This is a genomic window from Demequina litoralis, from assembly GCF_030418455.1.
GTDB classification, from domain to species: Bacteria; Actinomycetota; Actinomycetes; order Actinomycetales; family Demequinaceae; genus Demequina; species Demequina litoralis.
The window spans coordinates 65,886-90,671 of sequence record NZ_JAUHPW010000003.1 but is presented as its reverse complement, the minus strand read 5'-3'; the positions used below and the strand labels follow the sequence as shown (position 1 = coordinate 90,671).

Annotated in this window: 20 protein-coding genes and 1 tRNA gene; 9 read left to right on the top strand and 12 right to left on the bottom strand. The window is 71.8% G+C overall.

Annotated elements, in window-relative coordinates:
- Positions 1–26 precede the first annotated feature (26 nt).
- From QQX09_RS04855 to QQX09_RS04845, 3 genes are all read left to right on the top strand, one after another.
- A tRNA-Gly gene (locus tag QQX09_RS04855) sits at positions 27–97 on the top strand.
- A gap of 326 nt (positions 98–423) precedes the next feature.
- Positions 424–1,206, top strand: a complete 783-nt coding sequence (locus QQX09_RS04850) for a hypothetical protein (RefSeq protein ID WP_301131637.1) — start codon at positions 424–426, stop codon at positions 1,204–1,206.
- A 242-nt stretch (positions 1,207–1,448) separates the two neighbouring features.
- A complete protein-coding gene (locus QQX09_RS04845) occupies positions 1,449–2,396 on the top strand; it encodes a DUF4349 domain-containing protein (RefSeq protein WP_301131636.1) in 948 nt (315 codons plus the stop codon).
- Positions 2,397–2,406: 10 nt separating this feature from the next.
- Here QQX09_RS04845 and QQX09_RS04840 read toward each other — a convergent pair whose 3' ends face one another.
- From QQX09_RS04840 to QQX09_RS04820, 5 genes are all read right to left on the bottom strand, one after another.
- On the bottom strand, positions 2,407–3,012 hold the full coding sequence (locus QQX09_RS04840) for a hypothetical protein (protein ID WP_301131635.1): 606 nt from the start codon (positions 3,010–3,012) through the stop codon (positions 2,407–2,409).
- A 124-nt stretch (positions 3,013–3,136) separates the two neighbouring features.
- Positions 3,137–4,306: an MFS transporter gene (locus tag QQX09_RS04835; protein ID WP_301131634.1), complete on the bottom strand. Its 1,170-nt coding sequence runs from the start codon at positions 4,304–4,306 to the stop codon at positions 3,137–3,139.
- Entirely contained in the window at positions 4,303–4,866 is a 564-nt protein-coding gene (locus QQX09_RS04830) for a DUF5317 family protein (RefSeq protein ID WP_301131633.1), read from the bottom strand. The genes QQX09_RS04835 and QQX09_RS04830 overlap by 4 nt, the downstream gene beginning before the upstream one ends.
- 2 nt (positions 4,867–4,868) lie before the next feature.
- A complete protein-coding gene (locus QQX09_RS04825) occupies positions 4,869–6,938 on the bottom strand; it encodes a putative bifunctional diguanylate cyclase/phosphodiesterase (RefSeq protein ID WP_301131632.1) in 2,070 nt (689 codons plus the stop codon).
- Positions 6,939–7,255: 317 nt separating this feature from the next.
- Positions 7,256–7,810, bottom strand: a complete 555-nt coding sequence (locus tag QQX09_RS04820) for a DUF4190 domain-containing protein (protein ID WP_301131631.1) — start codon at positions 7,808–7,810, stop codon at positions 7,256–7,258.
- A gap of 645 nt (positions 7,811–8,455) precedes the next feature.
- Between QQX09_RS04820 and QQX09_RS04815 the strand changes: the two genes are divergently transcribed.
- Entirely contained in the window at positions 8,456–9,838 is a 1,383-nt protein-coding gene (locus QQX09_RS04815; protein ID WP_301131630.1) for a UTP--glucose-1-phosphate uridylyltransferase, read from the top strand.
- A gap of 83 nt (positions 9,839–9,921) precedes the next feature.
- Here the strand turns inward: QQX09_RS04815 and QQX09_RS04810 are convergent, their stop codons facing one another.
- The 6 genes from QQX09_RS04810 to pdhA form a co-directional block, all read right to left on the bottom strand.
- Positions 9,922–11,775, bottom strand: coding sequence for a bifunctional copper resistance protein CopD/cytochrome c oxidase assembly protein (locus QQX09_RS04810; protein WP_301131629.1), 1,854 nt, complete (start codon positions 11,773–11,775; stop codon positions 9,922–9,924).
- 55 nt (positions 11,776–11,830) lie between these two features.
- Positions 11,831–12,853, bottom strand: coding sequence for a DUF2332 domain-containing protein (locus QQX09_RS04805; RefSeq protein ID WP_301131628.1), 1,023 nt, complete (start codon positions 12,851–12,853; stop codon positions 11,831–11,833).
- Between the two features lie 67 nt (positions 12,854–12,920).
- A complete protein-coding gene (locus QQX09_RS04800; RefSeq protein ID WP_301131627.1) occupies positions 12,921–13,628 on the bottom strand; it encodes a hypothetical protein in 708 nt (235 codons plus the stop codon).
- 67 nt (positions 13,629–13,695) lie between these two features.
- Positions 13,696–15,123 (bottom strand): dihydrolipoamide acetyltransferase family protein, encoded by a 1,428-nt coding sequence (locus QQX09_RS04795; protein WP_301131626.1) that lies wholly within the window; start codon positions 15,121–15,123, stop codon positions 13,696–13,698.
- Between the two features lie 10 nt (positions 15,124–15,133).
- Entirely contained in the window at positions 15,134–16,138 is a 1,005-nt protein-coding gene (locus QQX09_RS04790) for an alpha-ketoacid dehydrogenase subunit beta (RefSeq protein WP_301131831.1), read from the bottom strand.
- Positions 16,139–16,143: 5 nt separating this feature from the next.
- A complete protein-coding gene (gene pdhA, locus QQX09_RS04785) occupies positions 16,144–17,274 on the bottom strand; it encodes a pyruvate dehydrogenase (acetyl-transferring) E1 component subunit alpha (protein WP_301131625.1) in 1,131 nt (376 codons plus the stop codon).
- Between the two features lie 247 nt (positions 17,275–17,521).
- Between pdhA and QQX09_RS04780 the strand changes: the two genes are divergently transcribed.
- The 5 genes from QQX09_RS04780 to cysC are packed head-to-tail and all read left to right on the top strand — an operon-like array spanning position 17,522 to position 22,546.
- Entirely contained in the window at positions 17,522–18,286 is a 765-nt protein-coding gene (locus tag QQX09_RS04780; RefSeq protein WP_301131624.1) for a 3'(2'),5'-bisphosphate nucleotidase CysQ, read from the top strand.
- A complete protein-coding gene (gene cysD / locus QQX09_RS04775) occupies positions 18,287–19,189 on the top strand; it encodes a sulfate adenylyltransferase subunit CysD (RefSeq protein WP_301131623.1) in 903 nt (300 codons plus the stop codon).
- Positions 19,189–20,436, top strand: a complete 1,248-nt coding sequence (locus tag QQX09_RS04770) for a sulfate adenylyltransferase subunit 1 (protein WP_301131622.1) — start codon at positions 19,189–19,191, stop codon at positions 20,434–20,436. The genes cysD and QQX09_RS04770 overlap by 1 nt, the downstream gene beginning before the upstream one ends.
- Positions 20,437–21,429 (top strand): sulfite exporter TauE/SafE family protein, encoded by a 993-nt coding sequence (locus QQX09_RS04765; protein ID WP_301131621.1) that lies wholly within the window; start codon positions 20,437–20,439, stop codon positions 21,427–21,429. It begins immediately after the preceding gene.
- 1 nt (position 21,430) lies between these two features.
- On the top strand, positions 21,431–22,546 hold the full coding sequence (gene cysC / locus QQX09_RS04760) for an adenylyl-sulfate kinase (protein ID WP_301131620.1): 1,116 nt from the start codon (positions 21,431–21,433) through the stop codon (positions 22,544–22,546).
- Positions 22,547–22,567: 21 nt separating this feature from the next.
- Here the strand turns inward: cysC and QQX09_RS04755 are convergent, their stop codons facing one another.
- Positions 22,568–24,775, bottom strand: coding sequence for an acyltransferase family protein (locus tag QQX09_RS04755; protein WP_301131619.1), 2,208 nt, complete (start codon positions 24,773–24,775; stop codon positions 22,568–22,570).
- Positions 24,776–24,786 lie beyond the last annotated feature (11 nt).

The window sequence follows — 24,786 nt, the reverse complement described above, 5'->3', positions numbered from 1 at the left end:
TGACGCACCGCCGCCGAGCGGTGCTCGCGGGTGTAGTTCAATGGTAGAACTTCAGCTTCCCAAGCTGATAGCGCGGGTTCGATTCCCGTCACCCGCTCTCTTGTGATGTTTCGGGACATCGTTCACAAATGTCTCGGGTCATCGTTCACAAAGGCCCCTCCTTCGGGAGGGGCCTTTGGTGTCTCCTGGGCTGGTAGTCGCGGAAGTGTTCAGCAAGAGGCAATAGCCGCCGCCTCCTGTAGGACACGGCGACAGCGGCCCATCCGGCTCTTGCGATAGACGAGGCAATGCAACTCGAGGGGTGCGCGAGTCCATCCACTACCGCGGAAGCCAATCCAATGGGGCGACATTGCTAGTGTTATCAGGCTTAATACTGTAGGGAATCACCTAGACCGCCGGCACCTCACTGCGTAGGCTCGGGCCATGTCCAGGAGCTTCGCAGCGTACGACCGGAGCGTCCGGATGCGCCTGATCGCGGAGATTCTGGATGCCTGCGAACGAATGAGCCGCGAACAGACGACCGAGTTCCTTGCCTACCACGGCATCTATCCCCCTATCGAGCCAATGTGGTCGAGGATCTTCAAGCGGTACACGGGACCCGATCACGAAATCGACGCCTGGACCAAGTACGCAAAAGGCTGGCCGAACTACCTTGAGGGCGTCCTTCTCGAGATGTCTGCGGGACGACTTGCCACGCTTGCACCGGACGCCCAAGCGGCGGCCCGAGACTACGAAGCACAGAACGGCTCACGGCTCCCCGAAGACACTCGCGCGCACTACGAGCGGCAGGTCCAAGAACTGCTAACGGAGATATCGGAAGACGACGATCTCTCTGCGGAAGACAAGTCACACTTCGTCAAGCTCTTGGAGGCGCTGCTCGCAGCCCTCAACAAGGACCCAGGCCGGTCTACCCCGAGCATCAGGCAAGCCGCTGAGGCAGTTGTCTCCGACGCGGTCCTGCGACGCGACTTGTGGACGCGCAGCGCGCCGAAGCCTTGGGCGAAGAAGACCGCTGCGGTAGTCACAAGCCTGCTGGTTGTGCTTGGGGCAGTCGGAGGCTACAACGACGCCAAGGAACTGGTCGCTGACGTCTGGCGATGGCTCCCCGCTCTCACGGCTACACCACAAGAGACCCCGGAGCCCAACGGAGACGCCACATCTCCCAGCCCATACGCAGACGACGATCACCCTAGAGCAGCCGACTGACGCAACCTGGCCTGGGGACACCTTGCCCGACAGGCGTTTGGTTGTCGGACCTGCACGGTGCCCGACCTCTGTGCGAGTGCCTCCCCCGAGTCGACGAGGCAACGCTCCCAGTCCGCTCGACACACCCTCCGACCATCCCGCCATACTCGACCTTGCGCCGAACATCACGCCTGGTCACAGCATGGTCACGGGTTCGCAACCAACGCTTCCGCGGCGCCGTGCGTCTCCCTAGCATGAGCGCCATGAGCACACGCGTCGACGCGACACCCTCCCTCTTCCGCAGGGGCGCTGTCGTCGCCGCGCTCCTCGCCGCCGTCTGGCTGCTGGCGGGATGCAGCTCCGGCGCCTCCGACTCGTCCTTCGCGGGGGTCGAGGAGGCGTACGAGCAGGGCGAGGAGGCCGACGGCGCCATGGCAGACGCGGCGGACTCTGCGGAGCCTGCCGCCGATGACCGTGCCCTCATCGTCACGGGCGCGATGTACATGACGGTCGAGGACCCCATCGGGGCTGCCGACCGCGCCGCGGACATCGTCGCGCGCGCGGGCGGGCGCGTCGACGCGCGCTCCGAGACCGCGCCGAGCACCTACGACGGCGGCTCCGCGCGCCTGACGCTGCGGATCCCGGCGAGCACGCTCGACGCCACGGTCGACGAGCTCCGCGCGCTCGGCACCGTGGACGAGTTCTCGACCGACTCGGCCGACGTCACCGTCGAGGTACGTGACCTCGACGCGCAGATCTCGACGCTGCGCGCCTCCACCGCGCGTATCGAGTCCCTGCTCGCCGACGCGGAGGACATCAAGGACATCATCACGCTCGAGGACGAGCTGGACGGCCGGCAGGCCCGGCTCGAGAGCCTCGAGGCACGCCAGCGCGGCCTTGACGACCAGGTCTCGATGTCCACGATCGAGCTCTCCCTCACCACCGAGCCGGTCGTCATCGTGGACGATGCGCCGCGCAGCTTCTGGGGCGGCCTCGAGTCCGGCTGGGACGGCCTGGTCGCCTTCGTGTCGGGCGCCCTGGTGGTCGCCGGCGTGCTGCTGCCGTGGGTGATCGCGCTCGCGCTGCTCGCCACCGTGGCACTGGCGGCCGTGCGTGTCGTGCGCTCCCGCAGGACCAGGGCGGCCGCCGCATCGTCCGATGCGCCGGAGTCCCCGGCGCCCGCGCGCGGCGCACCCGGCCAGGACGGCTGACAGGCGCGGCTCACTCGTCGAACGGCTCGCCCGTGACGGTCGTGGGCGTGCCGCCCCCGATGATCGCCACGCGCACGAACTCGTCCGGGTACGGGTACGCGACCCACTCGTTCTCGATGGTCCCGTCGTCGGCGTGGGTGTCGACGTTGATGCCGACGAGCTCGAACGGCTCGCCCGCGAAGTTGGTGCCTCGCCAGATCCACAGGCTGCCGGACACGGAGCCGTCGTCGTCGACCCACTGCTGGACGGTCTCGATCTCCGCATCGACCTGGTTGGACAGGGTGTTGTACCAGGCCTGCCGCAGGCCGACGGCACCGAACACGTCATCGTCCATGACCGCGTCGTCCGTCCCGTAGGACGCGAGCAGGTCGGCGACCTCGTCCGGCGTGCCGTACGACTCCGGGTCGGCGAGGATGTCCTCGACGGCCGCCTTCACCGCGACCGTCTTGTCGTATCGCGCGTCGATCGCGTCGAGCTCGGCCTGCAGCGCGTCGCGCTGCTCCGTGACCTCGGCGAGCTGCGCCTCGAGATCCTGCGTCTCGCCGCCCGCGCTGCAACCTGAAGCGAGGGCGACGACGGTCGCGGCGATGGCGACCGACGCGATGCGCGTGTTCATGATGTCCCCTTCCCCGGTGCCGGTCCGGAGCGTCCGGGTCCACGGGAGGAGGGGCATCGTCCTTGGTATTCGCCGCCTTCAATTCTACGCCGCGCGGGTGCGGCGCGCCGGGCGCGGGGCCGCGTCAGAGGCGCGCGCGACGGTCCACCCCGACCGCGAGGCCCACCACGAGCTGCCCCGCGGCGAACGCGAGGAGAAGGATCAGCGTGGGCGTCCACGAGCCGGTGGCCTCCGCGAGGACGCCGGCGGCCACCGGACCGACGGCGGCGAGCAGGTAGCCGATCGACTGCGCCATGCCCGACAGCTGGGTCGTCTCGGACGGCGTGCGCCCGCGCAGGCTCATGAGCGACAGAGCCATGACGAGGGAGGCGCCGGAACCGAGCCCGGCGATGACGATCCACGCCACCACCGCGTCGGGCGCCACCAGGAGACCGGCGGTGCCCACCGTGATGAACAGCGTCGAGGTGACCGCCGCGCCGACCTGGCTCGCGGGCCGCATGACGAACGGGATGAGCAGTCCGCCGACGATGCCCACCATCTGGTAGACGAAGAGGTGGATGCCGGCGGTGTGGGCGGAGACGCCGAACGACGCCTCGATGGTGGGCAGCCACGTCACCAGCACGTAGAAGCTGGTCGCCTGCAGACCCATGAAGCCGGTGACGAGCCAGGCGGTGGCGGACCGCCAGACGCTGGAGTGCGCGAGATCGACCTCCGCGACCGTCGCCTCCGCATCGTGCCGTACCCGCGTGCGCAGCCACCACACGAGCGCCACCACGGCGAACGGCACGGCCCAGACCCCGAGCGCCAGCCTCCACGTCCCGGCCGCCGCGAGCGGCACCGCGACGGCCGCGCCGACGGCCGCGGACCCGGCGATGACGGCGGAGTAGGCGCCGGTCGCGAGCGCGATGCGGTCGGGGAAGTCGCGCTTGACGATGACGGGGACGAGCACGTTGCCGATGGCGACCGTCGCGCCGATGACCGCGGTGCCGAGCCACAGGCCCGGCGCCCCCGTCCAGGAGCGCACGACGACGCCGAGCACGAGCCCGGCGAGGGCTGCGAGCAGCGTGCCCTCGGCACCCCAGCGCGAGGACAGCCGATGCACGAGCGGGGACACCGCCGCGAAGCCGAGCAGGGGCAGCGCGCCCAGCAGGCCGAGCGCCCCCTCGCCCAGGCCGAGGTCCGCGCCGATGTCGCCGAGGACGGGCCCGACGGACGTCTGGGCCGGCCGCAGGGTCAGCGCGACGAGGTACACCGCCAGCGCGGCGGCGAGGCCTCCACGGGACCTGCCGGTCACCTCTCCGCGGCCGTCACGGGCGCATCGTCCGCCGTCGCGGTGCCCGCGCCCAGCCGACGCGAGCCGGACCAGGCGACGACTCCGACGCCGACCACGATGAGGATGTCGCCGATGCTGAAGGTGTTCGCCAACGGCAGCGGGTCGGGCCACGCGAAGACGTCGCCGAGCCACGGCAGCACCGGGTCGGCGAGCACCGCGGTGTTGGCGAAGGCGTGGTCGGGGTCGATACCGGCCGCGGCGGTGGCGGCCGCGCTCGCCGGCAGGACACCGCCGTTGAGGGCGATGGTGACGCCGTTCGACAGCGCTCCCGCGCCGACGACGAGGAGGCCGCGGACCTCACGGTTGAGCCACACGAACGCGAGCGCCGCGGCATAGGTGGCCAGGTGCCCGGCCTCTGCGAGGATGCCGGGCAGATGCACGTCGATGATGACGATCTGCAGCAGCAGCGCCGCCCAGATGAGCCACGCCCAGCGCCAACGGCGCAGGAGCAGGCCCGCGGGCCATCGCAGCGCGATGAGCGGGGACAGGAGGGCGAGGACGCCCGCGGCGAGGACCAGCATCGTCAGACGATTCTCGCAGGCGCGGCGTCCGTGTCGGAGACCGGGGCGATCCCGAGCCTGCGCTCCAGCTCGGGCGCCTCCACCGGACGGCCGAGGTGGTACCCCTGGCCGATGACGTGGCCGAGGCCGCGCAGCGCCGTCACCGTCTCCGCATCCTCGATGCCCTCCGCGACCACGCGCAGGTCGAGCGCGAGGGCGAGCGAGATGGTCGACCGGACGATGATGAGGTCGTGGTGGTCGGCGCCGATGTTGCTGACGAACGAGCGGTCGATCTTGAGCTCGTCGATCTCGAGGCGCTTGAGGTAGCTGAGCGAGGCGTTGCCGGTGCCGTAGTCGTCGATCGCGATCGAGACGCCCAGGCGTCGCAGCGCGTGCAGGACCAGGTCCGCGCGGGCCGGGTCGGACAGGATCGCGGTCTCCGTCACCTCGAGCACGAGGGACGAGGCGGGCACCTGGTGGCGTGTGAGCGCCGCCCCGACCTGCTGCGGCAGGCCCTGGTCGGACAGGTGGCGCGCGGACAGGTTGACGGCCATGCGCACGTCGAGCCCGGCCGCGTGCCAGCGCGCGACCTGCGCGAGGGCGGTGTCGAGCACGAACGCGGTGACCGGGAAGATGAGCCCCGAGTTCTCGGCGAGGGGGATGAACTCGTCGGCGCGCACGAGCCCCCGCTCGGGGTGCCGCCAGCGCACGAGCGCCTCGACGGCGACGACGCGGCCGTCCGTGAGGTCCGTCTGCGGCTGGTAGACCACGTGCAGCTGGCCCGTGTCGAGCGCGGTGCGCAGGTCGGCGAGGAGCTGGAGGCGCTCGACCGTGTTGATGTCGAACTCGGGCGAGAAGGTGCTGATCCGGTCGCGCTCGAGCTTCGCGTGGTAGAGCGCGATGTCCGCGTTCTTCATGAGGGTCTCGCCGTCCTCGCCGTGGAGCGGCGCGACCGCGAGCCCGGCGCTCGCGCGCACGAGCAGCTCGAGGCTCTCGACCCGCACCGGCTCGTCGAGCGAGGCGAGGATGTCCCGCGCGACCTGCCGCGAGGCGGCGAGGTCGCCGCGGACCACCACGGCGAACTCGTCGCCGCCCAGCCGGTGCACCGAGGCGCCCTCGGGCGCGACCTCGCGCAGGCGCACGGCGACCTGGCGGAGGATCTCGTCGCCCACCGGGTGGCCGAGCGTGTCGTTGAAGTCCTTGAAGTGGTCGAGGTCGATGAGCACCAGCCCGGGCCCGCCGAGACGCAGCGGCGCCGGTGCCGCGAACGCGTTGTCGAGCTCGTGGTGGAGCTGGCCGCGGTTGCCGAGACCGGTGAGGGAGTCGTGCGTCGCGTCGTGCGCGTGGCGCGCTGCGGCCATCGTGAAGAGGTGCGCGGCCACGACGGGGGCGACCAGCAGGAGGAGCGCACCGATGCCGTCCGCGGCGACCTCGGCCGCGACGCCGCCGATGCTCAGCAGGACGATGTTGGTGATCAGCAGATCGCGGATGTCCTCGCGCACCGCGTCCCGGAGCGGCTGCCCCGTCGCGAGTGAGACCACCACGGCGACGAGCACCCAGTTGGTGGCGATCATGGCCACACCGGCGACGAGCAGCGCGGCCAGGTAGGTGACCGGATCGCTCGGGGTGCTGGCGAAGACGTCTCCGCCGGTCAGCCACGCGTACACGAGGCCGGCCACGATGACGCTGAGCGCGTACTGCGCGGTGTTGAACAGGGACTTCTTGGGCTCCCGACGGCGGAGGGCGTCGTCGGCAAGGCTCGCGATCAGCTGGACCACGACCGCCACGCCAACGCCTGCGACGCCGATCAACGCCAGCACGAAGGGCGCCGATGTGGAGAGCCTGCGGGTCTCGTCGCCGCCGATCACGAGCCTGATCGGCCGGACCTCGCCTGCGATGGCGGCGATCGCCAGGAACGCGACCTGCAGCGTCATCACATGGTCGGAGAGCTCGACCCACGGCGTCAGCGCGACGACGGCGAGGATCCCGCCGAGGCCCAGGGTGCAGACCGCCGCGAGGTAGGCGGAAAGAAGCGAGGGCGGCGCGAACCTCGCGGACGCGCCGCCCCCTGACTTCGGGTGGTTCAGACCCACTTGAACCCGGCGCCGACGACCACGGCGACGGCGACGAGCGTGCCCGTGCTCGCCGCGACGCGGACGACGGTGTTGTCCTTGAATGCGTTCCACTTCTTCATGGTGTTCTCCCTCTGCTCGGAGGACTCCGCCGGCGACAGGGCTAGCCCCGCCTATGCCCGGGTCTCGCTGAAGGGTGATGAGGCCCCGGCATGACATCGTCCTGCCTGGTTTCCGGCTGGACCGCCCAGCCGTGGCTCATTCTTGCGCAACAATCGTCGCCGCACCAGCATCTATTCAGGGTGTGACGACCATCACACCGCGGCACAAAACGGGCATCACGGAACGGGGCAGGACCGGACGAGACCCTCCGTCGCGGCGAACGCGACCGCATCGTCCTGGCCCCCTCCGTAGGTGAGCGTGAGGCACCAGTCGAAGGCATCCGTCCCCTCGAGGCTGACGGCCCGGTCCTCGTCCAGCGACAGCTGCGCGGGCAGCTCGATCCCGTCGACGACGTAGCCGGAGGGTTCGACGCTGACGGTCACCGCACCGTCGGGGTCGGCGACGTAGCCCTCGACCACGGCGTTGCCGAGCATGACGACGTCGGCCTGGGCGCGGAGGTCCTGCTCCGCCGCATCGGTGCCCGACGTGAGCACGGCCGCCGCGAGCGCCGCCGCCCCGAGCGTCCCGACGATGCCGAGGACGAGACCGGCGAGCGGCCAGCTGCGCCGGCCCGCGGCGCCCGAGCGCCAGCGGGACAGCCCCACGAGCCCGAGCACGATCGCGATGGGTCCCAGCCCGAGGCAGCCGGTGACGAAGGAGGCGATGCCGACGCCGTTGCCGCCCTCGACGGCGACCTCCTGCGGCGCCTCGACCTCGATCGTGTCGACCATCGGACCCTCCCTCGCTGCTGACGTCCGGGAAAGTGTCGCACGGCGAGAAGGCGAGGCCGGGCGACGCGGCCGGGGCGCATCGTCCACAGGTCCGGGCATGGCGAAGGCCCCCCGGAATTCGGGTCCGGGGGGCCTTCCCTGCAGCTCGAGAGACCACGGTGGGCGACGCCCGATTCGCGGCGACGACCTCTCGGCCGACTCCCCGGGCCCGTCGTGCCCTGTGCCGTCACCCACAGGTCCGCCCGCCTCGCGTACGAGACGGCGAACGCGGACCGCCGTTGTCCGAGGAGTCCGATCCGGCGCGCGCACACGCCTGCCGTCGCCCCCGTCCCGTGCCGTTTCCGGCGCAGCGGCGGGTCCGACGTCCTCGGGAGAGCGTTCTCACCCTCACCCTTCGGCACGCGTCGCACCTTTTCGCTAGAGGCGTTTCTACTCGCGTCCCCCGGGGTGATGCAAGGCATCTGCGGCATCGATCTTCCGTCCACCGCGCACCCACATGCTCATCCACATGTCTTGTGCGGAGCCGCGGGGTTTTACCCACACCTGTGGAGGAAATCTGTGGAAACAACGTCATGCCCTACGAGGCGGTGAACACCGGCCCTTCGCCCTGGCCCGGTCGCGTTCACAGCCCCTAGGCTCGGGGTCATGACCGCTCCTGGACTCATCGCCGCCCAGGCCAAGATGGCCGCCGCCGGGGTCGAGCAGACCGCCATCGACGTCTTCTCCCACTACTTCGCGGAGCTGGAGGCCGGCGCGACCGGGCTCATCCGCGAGGACACCATCGAGCCGCTGCTCGATCCGCCGTTCCTCGAGGGCGTCGACATCGACGACGACGCCGCACGCGAGGCCTTCGCGAAGACCGCGATCATCCGCCTCAACGGCGGTCTCGGCACCTCGATGGGCATGGACCGCGCCAAGTCGCTGCTGCCGGTGCGCGACGGCAAGAGCTTCCTCGACCTCATCGTCGACCAGGTGAAGCAGGCCCGCGCCGCGACGGGCGCGCGCCTCCCGCTCGTGCTGATGAACAGCTTCCGCACGCAGGACGACACCCTCGAGGCGCTCGCGCCGTACATCGACCTCAAGGTCGACGGGCTGCCGCTGGACTTCCTCCAGAACGCCGAGCCCAAGCTCCTCGTCGACGGCCTCATGCCGGCCGAGTGGCCCCAGGACCCCACGCTCGAGTGGTGCCCGCCGGGCCACGGCGACATCTACACCGCGCTGCTCGGCTCGGGGATCCTCGAGAAGCTGCTCGAGCAGGGCTTCCGCTACGCCTCGACCGGCAACTCGGACAACCTCGGCGCGGTGCCGAGCCCCACGATCGCGGGCTGGTTCGCCGCCTCGGGCGCCCCGTACGCCGCGGAGCTGTGCCGGCGCACCGCCGCGGACCGCAAGGGCGGCCACCTCGCCGTCCGCAAGGCCGACGGCCGCCTCATCCTGCGCGACACCGCGCAGACGGCGCCCGAGGAGATGCACTACTTCACGGACGAGCACCACCACCCGTTCTTCCACACGAACAACCTGTGGTTCGACCTCGAGAAGCTCTACGCGGCGCTCAAGGAGCGCGGCGCGGTGCTGGGCCTGCCGCTGATCCGCAACGTCAAGAACGTCGATCCGACCGACTCGACCTCCCCCGAGGTGTTCCAGATCGAGACCGCCATGGGCGCCGCGATCGAGGTGTTCGAGGGAGCGACGTCGATCGTCGTGGGCCGCGACCGCTTCCTCCCGGTCAAGACCACGAACGACCTGCTGCTGCTGCGCTCCGACGCGTACACGCTCGACGAGGACGGCGCGCTGCGCCTCGCGGTGGCCGCGGCCCCGCTCGTGGACCTCGACTCGAAGCACTACAAGACGATGTCGAAGTTCGAGGCCCGCTTCCCGCATGGTGCGCCGTCGCTCAAGGACGCGGTGTCGCTCACGGTCAAGGGCGACTGGACGTTCGGCGCCGGGGTCGTGTGCCGCGGCGACGTGGTGCTCGCGGACACAGGCAAGGCCGAGACCATCCCGGACGGGACGGTGCTGGAAGGCTGACCCCGCACATCGTCGATTGCCAATGACAAGGGTGACGGGTGTGACTGGCGCGACCGCGCCGCAAGTCACACGCGTCACCCTTGTCATGGGGAATCCTGGCGGGCGTCCTCCTCGGCCGTGCGTGCGAGCATCGCGTTGTAGGCGCGCAGCTCCGCGTCGTCGTCCCGCTCCGCCTTGCGGTCGAGCCGGCGGCTCTCCTTCGCATCGGCACGGCGCCACGCGACGACGATGCCGATCGCGAGCAGCACCACCGGGAACTCGCCGATGCCCCACGCGATCTGTCCGCCGTACTGCTGGTCCGTGATCGCATCGGGGCCCCACGTGCGCCCCATGAGGCCGAACCAGGTGGGCGCGATGAGGACCGTCGACATCATGATCGCCACGCCGAAGAACGCGTGGAACGCCATGGTGGCGAACAGCAGCACGATGCGCATCGGGTAGCCCGGGCGCGTGGGGCCGGGGTCGATGCCGACGAGCGCGTTGACGAAGAGGTACCCCACGATCGTGAAGTGCAGGATCATCCACAGGTGGCCCACGTGGTTGCGCAGCGCGAACTCGAACAGCGGCGAGTAGTAGAAGACGATGAGGAAGCCCGCGAAGCTCACCGCGGCCACCACGGGATGCGCCCAGAAGCGCATCCAGCGGGACTCGACCACGATGCGGATCCACTCGCGCGGGCCCACGGAGCCGTCGCGCCGCGGCGGCAGCGCGCGCAGCGCGAGGGTGACGGGGGCGCCGAACGTGAGAGGCACCGGAGCCGCCATGACGAGCAGCATGTGCTCGAGCATGTGGCCGCTGAACGTCACCATGCCGTAGACGGTGGGCGCGCCCTGCGTGAGCCACACGAGCAGCCCGATCCCGGTGAGGAACGATGCGGTCCGGTACCAGGGCCACGCGTCGCCGCGGCGGCGCAGGCGCAGCACCCAGCGCACGTACGTGAGCGCGGCGGCCGCGAGCACGAAGGCGGTGATGATCTCGAGGCGCCACTGCGCGATCCACTGCCACGCGGTGGGCGCCGGAGGCAGCTCGTAGCCGGTGAGGAAGTAGGCGGGGCTCGGCTCCTCGACGGGCACGATCGGGATCGGCGGCGCGGTCGAGGCGAGCACGGCCGCGACGCCCATGACCGCGACGAGTGCGGCGACGTCGACCGCCATGAGGCGCCAGAACCGCGCGCGCGCCTGAGCCTCGTCGAGGCGCGGCAGCGACACGCGCCGGTGGAGGGCCGCGAGCGCGACGGCGACGGACATCAGCCCGATCTTCAGCACCAGCAGGCGTCCGTACGGGCTGGTCCACAGCTCGGACGGGGTCGACAGCCGGATCCCGCCGCTCACGGCGCCGGAGACGACGACCGCGACGGCCGCCCAGATCGCGATCCTCGAGGCGCGCCCGATCGTCGCCTTCGTGGCGTCTCCGAGGACCCCGCGCAGCGTCAGCATCACGCCGATGACGCCCGTCCACACCACCGCACCCGCGAGGTGGAGGAACATCGCGGAGGTGGCGAGGTGGTGGTCGGCGGCGCCGGCGGCGTGCCCCGTCTCGGCGAGCCAGCCGAGCGCCCACGCGACCGGCACGAGCGACCACGCGGCCACGGCCGGGGTGCGCACGAGCGTGCACAGCACCGATGCGACGAGCCCGGCGGCGAGCACCTGGAGGTACGCGATGAGCAGGTCGACCGAGGTGGAGTAGCTCCACCACTCCTCGACGAAGCGCGAGGCGTCGGGCAGCGAGCCGCGGATGCTCGCGTACGTCGCGAGCGAGTGGCCGAACGCGCCGACCACCCAGCCGATCGAGCCGATGCGGGCGACCAGCGCGGCGCGGCCCACGGCGGCGTGGCCGCGCGGCAGCACGGCCGCGATGACGAGCAGCGCGCCGGTGGTCGCGGCGATCGCGAGGTCCCGCACCGCGGCGAACAGCGTCACCAGGACCTCGACAGACATGCCTCAAGGGTAGGGCCGTGCGCGACGTCCGCCTCGCGCGCCGGCGGTCGCGGGATCAGGGCCGGTCGAGCCAGGCGCCGTGCGTGTGCGCGGTCGCGACCGGCGCCGCCTCGCGTGGCCGCAGCGCGACGCGGATGTCGGCGCCGCCGCCGGGCTGAGGCTCGAACGCGACCCGCACGAGCGGCCGGACCGCCGCCACGGCGGCGACGGCGTCGTCGATCGCGTCGAGCGCCGGATCGGGCAGCTGGTAGAGGGCGATCGAGTGCCACAGCACGATGGGCCCGTCCGGGAGCGCCGCCGCGACCCGGGGCAGCGTCAACGCGGCATCGCCGGCCACCATGGCGATGTCGACGTCGCGGCGCAGCGCGATCGCGGCACGCAGGCGCGCGAGGCGGTCCTGCTGCTCGGGCCACACGAGGGCCTCGAGCCAGGCCGCCTGATCGGGGTCCGTCGCGTCGACGGGCGCGAGGTCGAGCCCCGTGCGGGTCGCGAACGCGGGCGGGGCGTCGGGCAGCGGGAAGCCGCCACGGTTCTCGCTGTCGAGGGTCAGCGGCGCCGAGCCGAGGCGGGTGCCGCCGTAGCGGTACGCGACGCGGTCCATGAGCAGGCCCAGCCCGGCCGAGGCGCCCATGTCGATCGCGTGCACCGGGCCGTCCCAGCCGCGCTCCACGAGCGCGGCCGCGATCACCGGCATGAGGACCGCGCACCGGCGGACCTCGTTGGTCTGTGTCCGGCGGGTCGCGCCGAGCTCGAGGATCTCGTCCCGGCGGGCGAGCACGAAGGCCCGGAAGGCCGCGTAGGCCTCGTCGTCCGGGGTGCGTGCCGCCTCCGCGAGGCGGGGGTACCAGGCCGCGAGCGCATCGTCCGCGGCGAGGAGGTGCTGCACGGCCGCGAACAGGACGTTGATCGGGGGCGACGTGCGGATGCGCGCGAGCACGCCGAGGACGTCGGGGTCGTCGGCCAGGCGGCGCGCGAAGGCCTCGTAGAGCGGCGAGTCGACCGCGAACGGCGTCCAGGCGCGCACGGATGCGGCAACCTCGGGAAGGGGCACATCGTCCCCGGCGAGCCACCGCTCCATCGCAGCCTCCTTGGTGCTTGCTTGACGAGTCCTTGACCTCGTCGAGGCTAGCAGCCGGGCCGGATCGTCAGACCTGGTAGCCGAACTCCTCGAGGAGCAGCCACTCGCGCTCCGCGATGCGCGCGCGGTGCTCGGCGTCCATCCCGACCCGGCCCGACTTCGAGGCGTTCGCGCCGGCGTGCGCCTTCGCGACCGCCTCGATCTCGTCGCGGCTCATGGTGATCCCGAGGCGGTCGCGGTGAGCGTCGAGCATGCCGACCACGTCCTCCGCGAGCGACTCGGTGCGGAGCGCCACGTCCCACATCTTGTGCTCGGCGTGCTGCGCGCGCACATCCTCGACGGTCTTCATCGTGGCCATGCGTGCGAAGGGGCGCGACACGGCGAGACGCAGGTAGCGGAAGGTCTGGAGCCCGACCAGCGGCGCGATGCCGCTCGAGCCCCACCGCCCGGCGACCAGGGCGGTGTTGGCCGGGTCGAGCACCACGTCGAGCCACGTGCCGAAGTCGTCGTAGACGGCGCCGTTGCCGGACTGGCGCAGGTTCTTGGACACCCCGCCGTGGCGGTCGACGCCGTAGCGGTACAGCGACAGGTACTGCGCCCACGGATCACGCACGGAGATGCAGTGCAGCAGGTCGGGGTCGTGCTGGTTGATCACGCCGTGGCGGTTGCGCATGACCGGCTCCTGGCCGAGGACCTCGATGAGGACCTCCTCGACGTACGTCGAACCGGTCTTCTGCGGATCGAGATAGACGAGCCCCTCGAACACGACGGCCATGCGAGCACCCTTCTCTCTCACGCCCGAGCGGGCGTGCAACCAGGCGACTCTACCGCGCCCGTGCGGGCTAGCCCCAGACGAGCCCCTGGGACGGGTCGCTCATCACGCGGCCCACGTCCGCGAGCACGCGCGCGCCCAGCTCCCCGTCGACGAGGCGGTGGTCGAAGCTCAGCGCGAGCTGCGTCACCCAGCGCACCTTGATCTCGCCCTCGTGCACCCACGGCTGCTCGCGGATCGCGCCGAAGGCGAGGATCGCGGACTCGCCGGGGTTGAGGATCGGGGTGCCGGTGTCGATGCCCAGCGGACCCACGTTGGTGATCGAGATGGTGCCGCCGGACAGCGCGGCCGGGGGCGTGCGGTTCTCGCGCGCGAGCGCGGTGAGCTCGCCGATCTCGAGCGCGAGCTCCTTGAGCGGCAGGCGGTGGGCGTCCTTGATGTTCGGCACGAGCAGGCCGCGCGGCGTCGAGGCCGCGATGCCGAGGTTGACGAAGTGCTTGTACACGATCTCCTGCGCGGCGTCGTCCCACGCGGCGTTGATCTCCGGGTGGCGGCGCACCGCGAGCAGCAGCGCCTTGGCGACGATGAGCAGCGGCGTCACGCGGACGTCGGCGAACTCGCGGTCGGCCTTGAGCCGCTTGACGAGGTTCATGGTCTCGGTGACGTCGGCGGTGTGGAACACCGTGACGTGCGGTGCGGTGAAGGCGGACTTCACCATCGCCTCGGCGGTGCGCTTGCGCACCGACCGCACGGGCACGCGGGTCGAGCGGCCGCCGTCCTTCGAGTAGCCGGACTCGAGCCAGGGCTGATCGTCGGCCGCGTAGGTCGCGAGCGTGCGGGCCGAGCGCGCCTGCGCCGCCTGCTCGACGTCCTCGCGGGTCACGAGGCCGCCGGGGCCCGACGGCGTCACGGTGGTGAGGTCCACGCCGAGCTCGCGCGCGAGCTTGCGGACCGGCGGCTTCGCGAGCACGGGATACTCGCTCGCCTCGTCGGCGCCGCCGATCGGGTCGAGCGCACCCTCGCGGCGCGGGCGCCGCTGCGCGGAACCGGCCTTGACGCCGTAGCCCACGAGCACCGCGCCGGATCCCTCCTGGGCGGGGGACGATGCGGCGGCTGCCGGAGCGGCCGGCGCCGCGGGCGCGGGTGCGGGAGCAGGCGCGGCCGCGGGCGCCTCCACGGCCTCCTCGACCACCGCCTCGGCGGCGACCGCGTCCTGCGCGACCGGCGCATCGTCCGCCGGGGCCTCGCCGCCGGGGTCGACGTCGAACTCCGCGATCGCGACGCCGACCTCGACGGTGTCGCCCTCCTGCGCGAGCAGGCGGACCACGACGCCGTCGAACGGGCACGGCAGCTCGACCAGGGACTTCGCGGTCTCGATCTCGACGAGGGGCTGGTTGACCTCGACCGTGTCGCCGGGCGCGACGCGCCACGCGACGATGTCCGCCTCGGTCAGGCCCTCGCCGGCGTCCGGCATGTGGAAGGTCTCGCTGGTGGGCATGCGTGGCCTCTCAGTGCGTCATGACGCGGTCGACGGCGTCGAGCACGCGGTCAAGGTTGGGAAGGTAGTCGTGCTCCAGCTTGCTGCCAGGGTAGGGCGCGTGGAAGCCGCCGACCCGGAGCACCGGCGCGTGGAGGTGGAAGAAGGCCTCCTCCGCGATGCGCGCCGAGAGCTCGGCGCCCGGGCCGTACGCGGTGGGCGCCTCGTGGACGATGACGACGCGCCCCGTGCGCTTGGCCGAGCGGACCACCGTGGCGGAGTCCAGCGGGGAGATCGAGCGCAGGTCGACCACCTCGACGCTCGTGCCGTCGGCGCCCGCGACCTCGGCGGCCTGCAGCGCGAGCCGCACGGTGGGCCCGTAGGCGACGAGCGTGACGTCGGTGCCGGAGCGGGCCACGCGGCCGCGCGACATCTCGGCGGTGCCGGCGGAGGCGCCGTCCTCGGCGGAGAGCTGCGCGTCGACGCGGGACTCGTCGACCTCGCCCTTGTCCCAGTAGCGGGCCTTGGGCTCGAAGAAGAGGACCGGGTCGGGCGATGCGATCGCCTGCTGGATCATGTCGTACGCGTCCTGCGGCGTCGCGGGCGAGATCGCCCGCAGTCCGGCCGTGTGGGCGAACAGCGCCTCGGGGCTCTCCGAGTGGTGCTCGACCGCGCCGATCCCGCCGGCGAACGGCACGCGGATCACGACGGGCAGCTGGATGCGCCCCTGCGAGCGGTAGTGCATCTTCGCGAGCTGGGTCGTGATCTGGTCGTAGGCCGGGAAGATGAAGCCGTCGAACTGGATCTCGATGACCGGCCGGTAGCCGCGCATCGCCATGCCGATCGCGGTGCCGACGATGCCGGACTCCGCGAGCGGGGTGTCCATGACCCGGTCGGGGCCGAAGTCCTTCCACAGCCCGTCGGTGACGCGGAAGACCCCGCCGAGCTGGCCGATGTCCTCGCCCATGAGGAGGACCTTCTCGTCGCGGTCCATCGCGGCACGCAGGCCGCGGTTGATCGCGCCCGCCATCGTCATCTGGGTCACGCGTGCACCCCCTGCTCCGCGAACGAGCGCTCGTAGCGCTCGAACCACGCCCGCTCCGCATCGACCGTGGCGTGGGGCTCGGCGTAGACGTGCTCGAACATGCTCGCGACGGCCGGGACCTCCCAGGAGCGGACGGTCTCGCGGGTGCGGCGTCCGAGCTCCTTGACCTCGGCGGCGACGGCCTCCCGCGCATCGTCCCCCAGCTCGCCGAGGGAGGAGAGGTACGCGTCGAGGCGCGCGATCGGGTCGCGCTCGGCCCAGTACGACTCGTCGGCGCGCGTCCGGTAGCGCGTCGGGTCGTCCGAGGTGGTGTGCGCGCCCATGCGGTAGGTGAAGGCCTCGATGAGCACGGGCCCGCCGCCCGAGCGGGCGCGCTCGAGCGCCCAGCGGGTGACGGCGTAGCAGGCGACGACGTCGTTGCCGTCGACCCGCACCGCCGGGATGCCGAAGCCGGCGCCGCGCTGCGCGAGCGGGACGCGGCTCTGGCGCGTCACCGGCTCCGAGATCGCGAACTGGTTGTTCTGCACGAAGAACACCACCGGCGCATCGTGCACGGCCGCGAAGACCATCGCCTCGTTGACGTCGCCCTGGCTGGTCGCGCCGTCGCCGAAGTAGCAGACCACCGCGCCGTCGCGCGCCGGGTCGCCGGTCCCGACGAGCCCGTCGCGGTCCATCGCCATCGCGTAGCCGGTCGCGTGCAGCGAGTGCGCGCCGATGACGAGGGTGTAGAGGTGGAAGCGGTGCGCCTCGGGGTCCCAGGCCCCGTGCTGCAGCCCGCGGAAGATGCGCAGGATCTCGGGCAGGTCGACGCCCCGCGTGAGCGCGACGCCGTGCTCACGGTACGAGGGGAAGACGAAGTCGTTGCCGTTGAGCGCGTGGCCGGAGCCGATCTGCGCGGCCTCCTGGCCGAGCGACTGCACCCACAGCCCCAGCTCGCCCTGGCGCTGCAGGCTCGTGGCCTCGTTGTCGAAGCCGCGCACCACGGTCATGTCGTGCCACATGCGGCGCAGGGTCGCCGCGTCGAGGTCCTCGGCGTACCGGTCGAAGTCGGGGTGCGGGACGCGCTCCCCGGTGCGGGTGAGCATCGTGACGAGGTCGTCGTCAGCGTGCGGGCCGTGTGCTTCCACGGGTGCTCCTTCCGTTCAGCGGGCGGGGCGCTGTGGCGCCCGCGCCGTAACCTACGCCAGCGTAGGCTACGGAACCGTAGGTTATCAACCGGGCCGCCGGACGATGCGCGCCGCGCCGCCCCTCGAGGCCGCCCGGGAACCCCCGCCGGGTCCGCGACGTTGGCTCGCACGCACCCCCGAGGCGCCAGCCTGTAGCGTGGGGCCGACGCGCGTCCCGCCAGGGGCGCGCACGATCAGGAGGCAATGCATGGCACACCAGGACGTCGCCGACGCGGAGCTCGCCGCGCTGCTCGCGCGGGCCGCGGGGGCGGAGCTGCTGCGGGTGCGCCGCGAGTCGGGCCTGGAGGGCAAGGAGCTGGGCAACGCCGGCGATGCCGCGGCCCAGGAGGTGCTGGCGGCGCTGCTGGCCGAGCACCGTCCTCACGACGCGGTGCTGAGCGAGGAGGCCAAGGACTCCGCCGTGCGGCTGAGCGCGGACCGCGTGTGGATCATCGACCCCCTCGACGGCACCCGGGAGTTCTCCGAGGGCCGCGCGGACTGGGCGGTGCACGTGGCGCTGTGGGAGAAGGGCGAGCTGACGCTGGGCGTCGTCGCGATCCCGGGCGAGGACCTCGTGCTGTCGTCGGCGGACACCCCCGAGGTGCCCGCCCGCGACGAGTCGGCGCCGCTGCGCCTGGCGGTGTCGCGGTCGCGCCCGCCGGCCGTGACCGAGCCGGTGCGCGCCGCCCTGGACGCCGAGCTCATGCCGATGGGATCGGCGGGCGTGAAGATCGCCGCCGTGGCCCGCGGCCAGGTGGACGCGTACGTCCACGCGGGCGGCCAGTACGAGTGGGACTCCGCAGCGCCGGTCGCGTTCGCGCGTGCCGCGGGCCTGCACACCTCTCGTATCGACGGCAGTGCGCTCGTCTACAATGGCTCGGACCCTTACCTTCCGGACCTGGTCGTGTGCCGTCCGGACCTCGCGCCGCGGATCCTCGCGGCGATCTCGGACTACACCGACGGAGACCTTTAGATGACGGCAACCACGTTCAGCCAGCTGGATGCGCTGGAGGCGGAGGCTATTCACATCGTGCGCGAGGTCGTCGCGCAGATGGAGCGTCCGGCTCTGCTGTTCTCGGGTGGCAAGGACTCGATCGTCCTGCTGCATATCGCTTTGAAGGCGTTCGCGCCGGCGCGGCTGCCGATGCCGGTGGTGCACATCGACACGGGCCACAACTTCCCTGAGGTCATCGACTATCGCGACCGGATCGTGGCCGAGCATGGCCTGAACCTGGTGGTGGGGTCGGTGCAGGAGGCCATCGACAAGGGCACGGTGCGGGAGGAGCCCAACGGCTCGCGCAACCGTATCCAGACGCCGGTGCTGCTGGACACGATCGAGAAGAACCGTTTCGACGCGGCCATGGGTGGTGCGCGTCGCGACGAGGAGAAGGCCCGTGCGAAGGAGCGGGTGTTCTCGTTCCGTGACGAGTTCGGCCAGTGGGATCCGCGCAACCAGCGTCCCGAGCTGTGGAGCCTGTACAACGGCCGGGTGCACATGGGCGAGTCGATCCGTGTGTTCCCGCTGAGCAACTGGACCGAGCTGGACATCTGGGACTACATCAACTCCCGCGGCATCGAGGTGCCGTCGATCTACATGGCGCACGAGCGTGACGTGTTCCACCGTGACGGCATGTGGATGGCGGCCAACGAGTTCTGCACGCCTCGTGAGGGCGAGATGATCGAGCGGCGCACGGTGCGGTACCGCACCGTCGGCGACGCGACGTTGACGGCGGCGGTGCTGTCGGACGCGGACACGATCGACAAGATCATCGCGGAGACCGCGGCGACAAGGCTTACTGAGCGCGGTGCCACGCGCGGCGACGACCGGGTGTCGGAGGCCGCGATGGAGGACCGCAAGAAGGAAGGGTACTTCTGATGGATCTTCTCCGTTTCGCGACCGCGGGTTCGGTCGACGACGGCAAGTCCACCCTCATCGGCCGTCTGCTGTACGACAGCAAGTCGATCTTCGAGGACCAGCTCGACGCGGTCGAGATGGCCTCCAAGGCCCGGGGCACGGAGTACACCGACCTGGCGCTGCTGACCGATGGTCTGCGTGCCGAGCGTGAGCAGGGCATCACCATCGATGTCGCCTACCGCTACTTCGCGACCCCGAAGCGCAAGTTCATCATCGCGGACACGCCCGGCCACCAGCAGTACACGCGCAACATGGTCACCGGTGCCTCCACCGCGGACCTCGCGATCATCCTGGTCGACGCCCGCAAGGGCATGACGGAGCAGTCGCGTCGTCACGCGACCCTGTCGTCGCTGCTGCGCGTGCCCCACGTGGTCCTCGCGGTCAACAAGATGGACCTGGTGGGCTGGTCCGAGGAGCGCTTCAACGAGATCTACGACGAGTTCACGGAGTTCTCCGCGAAGCTCGACGTGCCCGACCTGACCGCGATCCCGCTGTCGGCGCTGCTGGGCGACAACGTCGTGGACCGCTCGGTGAACATGCCCTGGTACGGCGGTGCGTCGCTGATGCACCACCTCGAGCACGTCCACATCGCCTCGGACCGCAACCTGCAGGACGTGCGCTTCCCCGTGCAGTACGTCATCCGGCCCATGCGCAACGAGGTCCACGACTACCGCGGCTTCGCCGGGCAGGTCGCCTCGGGCACCATCCGCGTCGGCGACGAGGTCCTGGCCCTGCCCTCGGGCATGACCAGCAAGGTCGCCGCGATCGACGGCCCGGGCGGACCCCTCGAGGTCGCCCAGCCGCCCATGTCCGTCACGCTGCGCCTCGAGGACGAGATCGACGTCTCCCGCGGCGACGTGATCTGCCGCGTGGGCAACCACCCCGAGCCCACCCAGGACCTCGACGCGACCATCTGCTGGATGGACGCCGACGCCCTGACCCCTGGCCGCAAGCTCGGGATCCTGCACACCACCCGCATGGCCCGCGCCATGGTCAAGGACATCGCCTACGAGCTCGACGTCAACACGCTGCACCGCAACACCGACGCCACCGAGCTGAACCTGAACTCCATCGGACGGGTCAAGCTGCGCGTCACCAGCCCCCTGCTGGTCGACGACTACGCCGACAACCGCACCACCGGATCGTTCATCCTCATCGACGAGGCGACCAACCGCACCGTCGGCGCAGGCGTGGTCCGCGAGCACTAGATGGACGTAGGACTCATCGCGGCCGCCGCCGCCATCGGCGTGGTGGTCGGCCTGACCGGCATGGGCGGCGGCGCCCTCATGACGCCCACCCTCGTGCTGTTCTTCGGCATCCCCGCCCCCGTCGCGGTGTCATCCGACATCGTCGCGGCGGCCGCGATGAAGCCCTTCGGCTCCTGGGTCCACATCCGCAACAAGACCGTCAACTGGCAGCTCGTCCGCCTGCTGGTCTACGGCTCCGTGCCCGCCGCGTTCCTCGGCGTCCTCGTCCAGCACGCCATCGGCGACGTCGAGACCATCGAGAAGTTCACCAAGGGCGCCCTCGGCATCGCCCTCATCATCGCCTCCGCGGGCCTTCTCCTGCGCGCCTACCTGCGCCTACGCGAACGCGCCCGCTCCCGCGACGGCTCCGCACCCCCGCTGCCCAAGGACCGCCCCGACGTCGTCCCCCGCCCCGTCCCCACCATCATCGTCGGGATCATCGGCGGCGTCATGGTCGGCCTCACCTCGGTGGGCTCGGGCTCCCTCATCATCATCGCGCTGATGGCCCTCTACCCCGCGCTCAAGGCCTCCCAGCTCGTCGGCACCGACCTCGTCCAGGCCGTGCCCCTCGTCGTGTCCGCCGCCATCGCCCACCTCATGTTCGGCGACGTCGACTGGACCGTCACCATCCCCGTCATCATCGGCTCCATCCCCGGCACCTACATCGGCGCCCACCTCTCCAGCCGCGTGTCCGGCGGGCTCGTGCGCCGCGCCCTGGCCATGGTGCTGCTGATCTCCGGCCTGAAGATGCTCGGCGTGTCCAACGAGCTCACCCTCGCCGCCCTCGGCGCCGCACTCATCGGCGGCACCCTCGCCTGGGGCCTCATCCGCCACCAGCTCGGCTTCCACTTCTTCATCTGGCAGGACAAGCGCGCCAAGGCCGCCGCGCAGGCCGCCAAGGACACCCCCGCGGTCGTACCCCCCAAGGACCCCGCCCACGACAAGGAGAGCTGACGTGCTCGAGCTCCGCCTCACCCCCCGCCAGCTCAACGAGCTCGAGCTCATGCGCGCCGGCGCGTACGGAGCGGAGCTGCGCTACGAGCTGCCCGGCGGCGACACCCACGTCGCCACGCTCCTCGTCGGCGACATCGCCGTGCCGGCCGCGATCGAGCTCCTCGACACCGAGGCCACCCCCGTCGCCCGCGTCGACGTCACCGGCTCCCACACCACCGGCGCCGGCACCTGGGTCGCGGGCGACGTCACGATGCTGCGCGAGCCCGCGGCCGCATCGTTCGCGGAGATCCGACCGCGCGCGTCGCTGCCGATGCTCGACCACGCCACCCTCGCCCTGGGCAACGACGTCTCCGACCGCGACGACGACATCGTGCTGGTCGACCACGGCGACGTCGAGGCGCTCAGCCGCGCCGTCACGGCCGCCCGCCGCGCCGACCGTGAGGTCCGCGTCCTGCCCCGCCCCGCGGCCGCCCACCTCGACGCCGCCGCGACGGACGAGCTCCTCACCCACCTCACCGAGGTCGTCTTCGCCTCCACCGTCGCCACCCGCCGCCACACCGGCCGCGCCCGCGGCGCCGGCATGGTCATCCTGCTGTCGGGCCTGTCCGGCTCCGGCAAGTCCACCATCGCCCGCCAGCTCACCCGCCGCCTGCGCGCCGAGAGCCACCAGCGCGTCACCCTGCTCGACGGCGACGAGGTCCGCGCGATGCTGTCCTCGGGCCTGGGCTTCTCCCGCGCCGACCGCGAGCTCAACGTCCGCCGCATCGGCTGGGTCGCCTCTCAGCTCGCCGCGCACGGCGGCATCGCCGTCTGCGCCCCCATCGCGCCCTACGCCACGATGCGCGCCGAGATGCGCGCCATGGCCGAGGAGCACGGCCGCTTCATGCTCGTCCACGTCGCCACCCCCCTCGAGGTCTGCGAGGCACGCGACCGCAAGGGCCTCTACGCCAAGGCCCGCGCCGGCGAGATCAAGGAGTTCACCGGCATCTCCGACCCCTACGAGACACCGCTCGACGCGGACATCGTGGTCGCCGAGGACGGCACCGAGACCGTCGAGGACGCCGCCGAGGCGATCCTCCGCGCCGCCATCCAGCCCGAGTCCAGCTACGTCATCTGACGGGCCGCGGGCCCGTCGCCGTCACGTCCGCGCCGAGAAGGCGGGCATGAGCCGCTCGAGCTGAGGCACGGTGCTGTTCACCCACGTGCGCGTGAGGTGGCCCTGGTCGGCGTAGACGAGCACGTTGCCCACCACCGGCACGCAGGTGTCGGCGTCGCAGTACAGGTCCGTGAGGTCGACGACGGCGGCCCGGTCGCCCGCCTGCGCCGCGGCTGCCAGCGCATCGTCCTCGACGGAGACGTCGCGAGGCGTCCCGCACGCCCGGCCCGCCCCGTCCGCCGAGCGGGATCCCAGCTCGCGTTCGACGCACTCCACGTTGTCCTCGCGAGGCCGGGGCGAGTCCCGCATCACGTAGACGTCCGTGACGTGGTCCGGCAGGCCCTCGATCGCCGTCGCGTGAGCGTCGACCGCGAAGCCCCAGGCGTCCGCCCCCTCCGGCGCCGCGAAGCGGGTCTTCGCGAGCGCCGCCATCACCACCACCGTCACGTCCTCGCGCTCCGCGAGCTCGGCGCTCACGCGCTCGTTGAACGTGGCGCAGGTGGAGATGATGCGCTCCTCGAGGTTGCGGTCCTCCGCCACGAACGGGCAGGAGGCTCGCGCCATGACGATGCCGTGCCACCCGTTCCGCTCGGCAAGCGCCTCGAGCGCGGGAAGCCAGTGGTAGGCGTGGGAGTCGCCGATGAGGGCGACCGTCTCGGTCGCCTCCTCGCGCGGGACCCCGAACTCGCACAGGTCGAAGTCGCGGCTGCCCTTCTTCCCCAGGCAGTCCTCGGGAGAGTCCGCCTTCGCGGCCGCGGGCAGGGGCACCACCTGGTCCTCGGGAAGCGTCGGCGCGCACGCGCCCTCGGGATCCACCGTCGCGGCGCCCAGGCAGACCGGCTCCTCCACGGGCTCGTCGGCCGGCAGCTCGTCGACCGCCGCATCGTCCCCCGCGACGTCCTCGTCGTCACGCACGGCCGCCGGATCGCCCGCGATCGCCGCGGCCGCCGCGAGTCGCTCGGACTCGGCGAGGCTCGCCGCGACGTCCCTCTCGACCGTGACCGCCATCCATGCGGCGGGGCCGATCACGAGCACCATACCCACGACCACCGCCGCGAACGTGCGGCGCGCGGGTGCCTCGGCGAGCGCCGGCATGCGCCGCACGGGCGACTCGACCCACCTCCACGTCAGGTACGAGGCGGCTGCCACACCGCCGAGCAGCGCGAGCTTGTCGATCGCGACCATCTCGCGACCGATCGCGTACGGCACGATGACGATCGCGACCCAGTGCCACAGGTAGATGGAGTAGGAGAGCTCGCCCGTGGCACGCACCGCGCGGTTGCGCCACAGACGCCCCGGCGTGCCCCGCACCGCATCGCCGTCCGCCCACAGCACCAGCGCCGTGCCGAGGACCGGCACCAGCGCCCAGCTCCCAGGGAACGGCGTCGGCGCGTCGAACGCGACCGCCGCCGCGACGATCGCCGCGAGCCCCGTCCATGCCGCCGCAGCCCTCACCCAGCCCGGTGCCCGTGCGGCAGAGGCGAACGCGAGGAGCGCGCCGACGCCGAACTCCCACGCGCGCGTCGGGGTGATGAAGTACGCCTGGGCGGGGCTGGCCGCCGTCCACGCCACCGACGCCACGAACGATGCGACGGTCACGGCGAGCACGGCCGCCGCGATCGCGCGTCGGGGTGCGAACCTGCCGCGACCGGCCCGTGCCGCCACGAGGGCCGCCACGACGATCAGGGGCCACACCAGGTAGAACTGCTCCTCCGCGGCCAGGGACCAGTAGTGCTGCACGGGCGATGGCGCATCGTCCGCGGCCAGATAGTCGACGGCCTTGGACGCGAGCACCCAGTTCTCGACATAGGCCGCGGAGGCGATCACCTCCCGCGTGAACGGCTCCCACAGGGCGCGTGGGACCCAGGCCCACACCGCGGCGAGGGTCGCACCCAGCACCACCAGGGAGGCCGGGAGCAGGCGGCGGGCCCGCCGCGCCCAGAAGGCGCCCAGGCGGACGCCGCCCGTCGCCTGGGCCTCGCGCACCAGGTGCGACGTGATGAGGAAGCCCGAGATGACGAAGAACACATCGACGCCGACGTACCCGCCCGACAGCCGCCACGGCCACAGGTGGTAGACCACGACGAGAACCACCGCGAGCGCGCGCAGCCCCTGGATGTCGAGCCGCATCGGGACCCGGGCGCGGGTGCGCGCGGCGCTGTGGCGGGGACGAGCCGGGGAGAGCGTCATCCCCACAGGGT

Excerpts from the sequence above, each read along its gene's own strand:
- QQX09_RS04850 (WP_301131637.1), top strand. The coding sequence starts at position 424 with ATGTCCAGGAGCTTCGCAGCGTACGACCGGAGCGTCCGGATGCGCCTG.
- QQX09_RS04845 (WP_301131636.1), top strand. The coding sequence starts at position 1,449 with ATGAGCACACGCGTCGACGCGACACCCTCCCTCTTCCGCAGGGGCGCT.
- QQX09_RS04840 (WP_301131635.1), bottom strand. The coding sequence starts at position 3,012 with ATGAACACGCGCATCGCGTCGGTCGCCATCGCCGCGACCGTCGTCGCC.
- QQX09_RS04830 (WP_301131633.1), bottom strand. The coding sequence starts at position 4,866 with ATGCTGGTCCTCGCCGCGGGCGTCCTCGCCCTCCTGTCCCCGCTCATC.
- QQX09_RS04820 (WP_301131631.1), bottom strand. The coding sequence starts at position 7,810 with ATGGTCGACACGATCGAGGTCGAGGCGCCGCAGGAGGTCGCCGTCGAG.
- QQX09_RS04815 (WP_301131630.1), top strand. The coding sequence starts at position 8,456 with ATGACCGCTCCTGGACTCATCGCCGCCCAGGCCAAGATGGCCGCCGCC.
- QQX09_RS04810 (WP_301131629.1), bottom strand. The coding sequence starts at position 11,775 with ATGTCTGTCGAGGTCCTGGTGACGCTGTTCGCCGCGGTGCGGGACCTC.
- QQX09_RS04805 (WP_301131628.1), bottom strand. The coding sequence starts at position 12,853 with ATGGAGCGGTGGCTCGCCGGGGACGATGTGCCCCTTCCCGAGGTTGCC.
- QQX09_RS04800 (WP_301131627.1), bottom strand. The coding sequence starts at position 13,628 with ATGGCCGTCGTGTTCGAGGGGCTCGTCTATCTCGATCCGCAGAAGACC.
- QQX09_RS04795 (WP_301131626.1), bottom strand. The coding sequence starts at position 15,123 with ATGCCCACCAGCGAGACCTTCCACATGCCGGACGCCGGCGAGGGCCTG.
- QQX09_RS04790 (WP_301131831.1), bottom strand. The coding sequence starts at position 16,138 with ATGACGATGGCGGGCGCGATCAACCGCGGCCTGCGTGCCGCGATGGAC.
- QQX09_RS04780 (WP_301131624.1), top strand. The coding sequence starts at position 17,522 with ATGGCACACCAGGACGTCGCCGACGCGGAGCTCGCCGCGCTGCTCGCG.
- cysD (WP_301131623.1), top strand. The coding sequence starts at position 18,287 with ATGACGGCAACCACGTTCAGCCAGCTGGATGCGCTGGAGGCGGAGGCT.
- QQX09_RS04770 (WP_301131622.1), top strand. The coding sequence starts at position 19,189 with ATGGATCTTCTCCGTTTCGCGACCGCGGGTTCGGTCGACGACGGCAAG.
- QQX09_RS04765 (WP_301131621.1), top strand. The coding sequence starts at position 20,437 with ATGGACGTAGGACTCATCGCGGCCGCCGCCGCCATCGGCGTGGTGGTC.
- QQX09_RS04755 (WP_301131619.1), bottom strand. The coding sequence starts at position 24,775 with ATGACGCTCTCCCCGGCTCGTCCCCGCCACAGCGCCGCGCGCACCCGC.